Source organism: Kitasatospora sp. NPDC058218, from assembly GCF_042882445.1.
Classification (GTDB): domain Bacteria; phylum Actinomycetota; class Actinomycetes; order Streptomycetales; family Streptomycetaceae; genus Kitasatospora.
In genome coordinates, this window is sequence record NZ_JBHVWC010000144.1 from 1 (window position 1) to 5,238 (window position 5,238).

Annotated in this window: 1 protein-coding gene; it reads right to left on the reverse strand. The window is 71.0% G+C overall.

Annotated elements, in window-relative coordinates; genetic code table 11:
• The coding region (locus ACFVYI_RS42170; RefSeq protein ID WP_387895389.1) for an amino acid adenylation domain-containing protein at positions 1 to 5,238 on the reverse strand (5,238 nt) is incomplete at both ends.

The following is a 5,238-nucleotide window of genomic DNA, read 5'->3' on the forward strand; positions in this document are numbered from 1 at the left end:
GAGGTGGTGGGCGATGCGGTTGGCGCGCTCGTCCAGCTCCGCGTAGGTCAGGTTGGACTCGCCGCTGGTGAGGGCGATGGCGTCCGGGGTGCGGGCGGCCTGGGCGGCGAACAGCTCGTGGACGCACTCCTCCACCGGCTGCTCGACGGTCGTGTTCCAGGTGTCGAGCAGTCGGGAGAGTTCGTCGGCCGGCAGGTGGGCGGCGCGTGCGTCGCCGTCGGCGTCGGCGGCCATGGCCTCCAGCACCGACCGGTACATCGCGCCCAGGCGCTCCAGGTTCTCCGCGGTGAAGAACTCCGTCGAGCTGCTCAGGTTGAAGTGCCCGCCCTGCGGGATCGCCATCAGCGCGAACTCGTTCGAACCGCCCGCCATGGTCGCCTCGACATCGACGGAGTCGGTGTCGACCTGGTGGAAGTCGTGGTGGTCGAAGAGCACGGTGATCAGGTCGCGGGAGTTGCCGGCGGCGCGCTGGATGGCGGGCAGCGGGTAGCGGCGGTGGGACCAGATGGCGGTCTCCGTCGCGTAGGTCTGCTCGATCAGTGCGCGCCAGGTCGCGGTGCCCCGGGTGGCGGGGAAGGGCAGGGTGTTGAGGTGCATGCCGAGCACCCGGTCGGAGCCGGGGGCCTCCAGGCGGCCGTGGTAGACGACGCCGGTGTGGAAGGCGGTCTCCGATGTGAGGCTGCCCATCACCTTGAGGTGGGCGGCCAGCATGACGCTCTTGAGCGAGGTCTTCGCCTGGGTGGCGAGCTTGCGCAGGCCGTCCTCCAGGTCCGCGAACGGCACCCGGACCCCGACGGGCTCGCCCGGCTCGCCGCCCCAGGTGGCGGGCAGGACCAGCGGGCTGTGGGCGTCGACGACCTGCTGCCAGAAGGACTGGGTCTGCGGGTCGGCGAGGGCGCTCTGTTCGGCGGCGATGAAGTCCGCGTACCGGACCGGGACCGGCTCGTTGACGGCCGGCTCGCGGCCGTCCCGCAGCGCCTGGTAGGTGCCGAGGAGCTCCATCAGCAGCGAGTTGAGCGTCCAGCCGTCACTGACGGCGTGGTTGTGGCTGATGGTCAGGCGCCAGGCCTGGTCGGACTCGATGTGCGCGGCGATCCGCAGCAGCGGAGCCGTCGCGAGCTCGAAGCCGCGGGCCCGCTCCTCCTCGGCGAAGGCGAGCGCACGCTCCGCCACCTCGGTCTCGGTCAGGCCGCGCAGGTCGTGCACGGCCACCGGGGCTTCGGTGGCGGCGTGGACGAGCTGGAGGGGCTGGCTGTAGCCGTCCAGGTGCATCGAGGTGCGCAGGATGTCGTGCCGGGCGACCACCGTGTCGACGGCGTGGCGGAAGGCCTCGGCGTCGAACGGCTGCGGGTCGGGCAGCCGGAAGGAGTCGATGTTGTGGTAGACCGCACGGTCGACCGAGGACATGACCTCCACCAGGATGCCGGTCTGTGCCTGGGAGAGCGGGTAGGCGTCGACGATGTCGGTGGGCAGGGCCGTGCGGTCGTCGTCGCCGATGAGGGCGAAGGGCTCGACGGCGGTGATCAGGGACGCGCCGGTGGTGTTGCCGGGCAGGGCGGTGGCCATGGCGGCGATGGTGCGCTGTTCGAAGACGTCGCGGACCGAGACGTCGTAGCCGGCGGCACGGAGTGCGCCGACGAGGCGGACGGCGCGGATGGAGTCGCCGCCGAGGTCGAAGAAGCTGTCCTCGACACCGACCTGCGGCAGGCCCAGGACCTCCGCCCAGATGGCGGCGAGGCGCTCCTCGACGGGGGTGCGGGGGGCGGTGTGGGTGTTGGTGGTGAAGGCGCCGAGGTCGGGGGCGGGCAGGGCGCGGCGGTCGGTCTTGCCGCTGCTGTTGAGGGGGATGGCGTCCAGGGTGACGAACGCGGCGGGGATCATGTACTCGGGCAGTGTGGTGGCGAGTTCGCGGCGTACGGCGGTGATGTCGAGGTCGCTGCCGTCGGTCACCAGGTAGGCGACCAGGGTGTCGTCCCGGACGGTGGCCACGGCCTGGAGGATCTGGTCGTGGCTGCTGAGGGCGGTTTCGATCTCGCCGAGTTCGATGCGGTAGCCGCGGAGTTTGATCTGGTTGTCGATGCGGCCGAGGTAGTCGATGGTGCCGTCGGGCAGGAAGCGGGCGAGGTCGCCGGTGGCGTAGAGGCGGGTGCCGGCGGGGCCGTGGGGGTTGGGGATGAACTTGTCGGCGGTGAGTTCGGGGCGGTTGAGGTAGCCGCGGGCGATGCCGGGGCCGCCGACGTGGAGTTCGCCGGGGACTCCGATGGGGACCGGGTGGCCGCTCTGGTCGAGGAGGTGGATGGTGAGGTCGGTGAGGTGGCGGCCGATGATGCTGCGGCGGGGTCCGGTGAGTTCGGCGGGGGTGACCTGGTGGAAGGTGGCGTAGACGGTGATCTCGGTCGGGCCGTACATGTTGACCAGGGTGGGGTGGTTCCAGCCGAACTTCTGGGTCCAGTCGGTGAGTTCGGGGACGTCGAGGCGTTCGCCGGCGAAGACGACGGCGCGCAGGGCGGGGGCGTCGATGGCTTCGGTGGTGAGGGTGGTGGCCAGGGACCGGAACGCGGAGGGGGTCTGGCAGAGCATGCTGATCTGCTCGTGGACGAGCAGGTCGGCCATGTCCTGGGGGGAGCGGGCGACCACCGACGGGACGACGACGAGGCGGGCGCCGTGGAGGAGGGCTGCCCACATCTCGAAGACGGAGACGTCGAAGGCGTAGGAGTGGAACAGTGCCCACACGTCGTCCGGGGCGAAGGTGATGTGTTCGCGGGTGGCGGTGAACAGGCGGGCGACGTTGGTGTGGGTGAGGCTGACGCCCTTGGGCTGGCCGGTGGAGCCTGAGGTGTAGATGACGTAGATCTGGTTGTCCGGGCGCACGTCGGTGACCGGGGCGGTGGCCGGGTGGGTGGCGATCTTGTCGTGGTCGGTGTCGATGAGGACGCGGGTGCCGGTGAACTCCAGCTCGTCCAGGGCGGAGTGGGTGAGCAGGATCGGCGATCCGGCGTCGGTGAGCATGTAGGCGAGGCGGTCGGCGGGGTTGGCCGGGTCCAGGGGCAGGTAGGCGGCGCCGGACTTGAGGATGCCGAGCAGGGCGGGGATGAGGTCGGGGCCGCGTTCCAGGGAGAGGCCGATGATCCGCTCGGGGCCGGCGCCGAGGGAGATGAGGTGGTGGGCGATGCGGTTGGCGCGCTCGTCCAGCTCCGCGTAGGTGAGGCTCTGGTCGCCGCTGGTGAGGGCGATGGCGTCCGGGGTGCGGGCGGCCTGGGCGGCGAACAGCTCGTGGACACACTCCTCCACCGGCTGCTCGACGGTCGTGTTCCAGGTGCCGAGCAGTCGGGAGAGATCGTCGGCCGGCAGGTGGGCGGCGCGTGCGTCGCCGTCGGCGTCGGCGGCCATGGCCTCCAGCACCGACCGGTACATCGCGCCCAGCCGCTCCAGGTTCTCCGCGGTGATGAACTCCGAGGAACCGCCCAGCTGGACGGTGCCACCGCTGGCGATTGCGTTGAGTGCGAACTCCGTGGTGCCCTGGTTGAGCGAGGCCTCGACGTCCACCGCGTCGGTGTCGACCTGGTGGAAGTCCTGGAACTCGAACATGACGTTGATCAGGCTGCTGTTCCCGGCGGCGCGCTGGATGGCGGGCAGCGGGTAGCGGCGGTGGGACCAGATGGCGGTCTCGGTGGCGTGGGTCTGCTCGACCAGCCCACGCCAGGTGCGGGCACCGAGGGTGGTCGGGAAGGGCAGGGTGTTGAGGTGCATGCCGAGCACCCGGTCGGAGCCGGGGGCCTCCAGGCGGCCGTGGTAGACGACGCCGGTGTGGAAGGCGGTCTCCGAGGTGAGGCTGCCCATCACCTTGAGGTGGGCGGCCAGCATGACGCTCTTGAGCGAGGTCTTCGCCTGGGTGGCGAGCTTGCGCAGGCCGTCCTCCAGGTCCGCGAACGGCACCCGGACCCCGACGGGCTCGCCCGGCTCGCCGCCCCAGGTGGCGGGCAGGACCAGCGGGCTGTGGGCGTCGACGACCTGCTGCCAGAACTCCTGGGCCGCGGGGTCGGAGAGCGCGTCCTGCTCGGCGGCGATGTAGTCGGCGTAGCGGACGGACGGCACCTCGTAGGCAGCCGGCTCAAGGCCGTCCCGCAGCGCCTGGTAGGTGCCGAGGAACTCCATGAGCAGCGAGTTGATGGTCCAACCGTCGGTGATCACATGCAGGTGGCTGACCGTCAGGCGCCAGGCCTGGTCGGACTCGACGTGTGCCGCGAACCGCATCAGCGGGGCGGACGCCAGCACGAAGCCCGTGCGGTTCTCCTGGTCGACGTAGGCGCGGGCCTGCTCGGCGATCTCGGCCTGGCTCAGGCCGCGCAGATCGTGGATCGCGACCGGGATCTCGGCGGTGGCGTGGACGAGTTGGAGGGGCTGGCTGTAGCCGTCCAGGTGCATCGAGGTGCGCAGGATGTCGTGCCGGGCCACCACGATGTCGGCGGCGCGGCGGAAGGCCGCGGCGTCGAAGGGGCGGGTGTCCGGGATGCGCGAGGAGTTGATGTTCCGGTAGACGTGCTCGTTCTCGGCGGACATCAGCTCGACGAGCATGCCGGTCTGGATCTGGGAGAGCGGGTAGGCGTCGACGATGTCGGTGGGCAGGGCCGTGCGGTCGTCGTCCGAGATCTGGGTGAAGGGTTCGACGGCGGTGATCAGGGAGGCGCCGGTGGTGTTGCCCGGGAGGGCGGTGGCCATGGCGGCGATGGTGCGCTGCTGGAAGACGTCGCGGATGGTGACGTCGTGGCCGGCGGCACGCAGGGCGCCGACGAGGCGGACGGCGCGGATGGAGTCGCCGCCGAGGTCGAAGAAGCTGTCCTCGACACCGACCTGCGGCAGGCCCAGGACCTCGGCCCAGATGGCGGCGAGGCGCTCCTCGACGGGGGTGCGGGGGGCGGTGTAGCCGCCGGTGGTGAAGGCGTCCAGGTCCGGCGCGGGCAGGGCGCGGGTGTCGACCTTGCCGTTGGCGGTGAGCGGGATCGCGTCGATCGCCACGTAGGCGGTCGGGATCATGTACTCGGGGAGCTTGTCGGCGAGTTCGGCGCGCAGGGCCGGGGTGTCGAGCACGGTGCCGGCGGTGGGCAGGACGTACGCGACCAGCGTCTTCTCGCCGCTCGTGTTCTCGCGGACGGTGACGACGGTGTCGGTGATGTGGGGGTGTTCGCGCAGGCGGGCTTCGATTTCGCCGAGTTCGATGCGGTAGCCGCGGATCTTGAC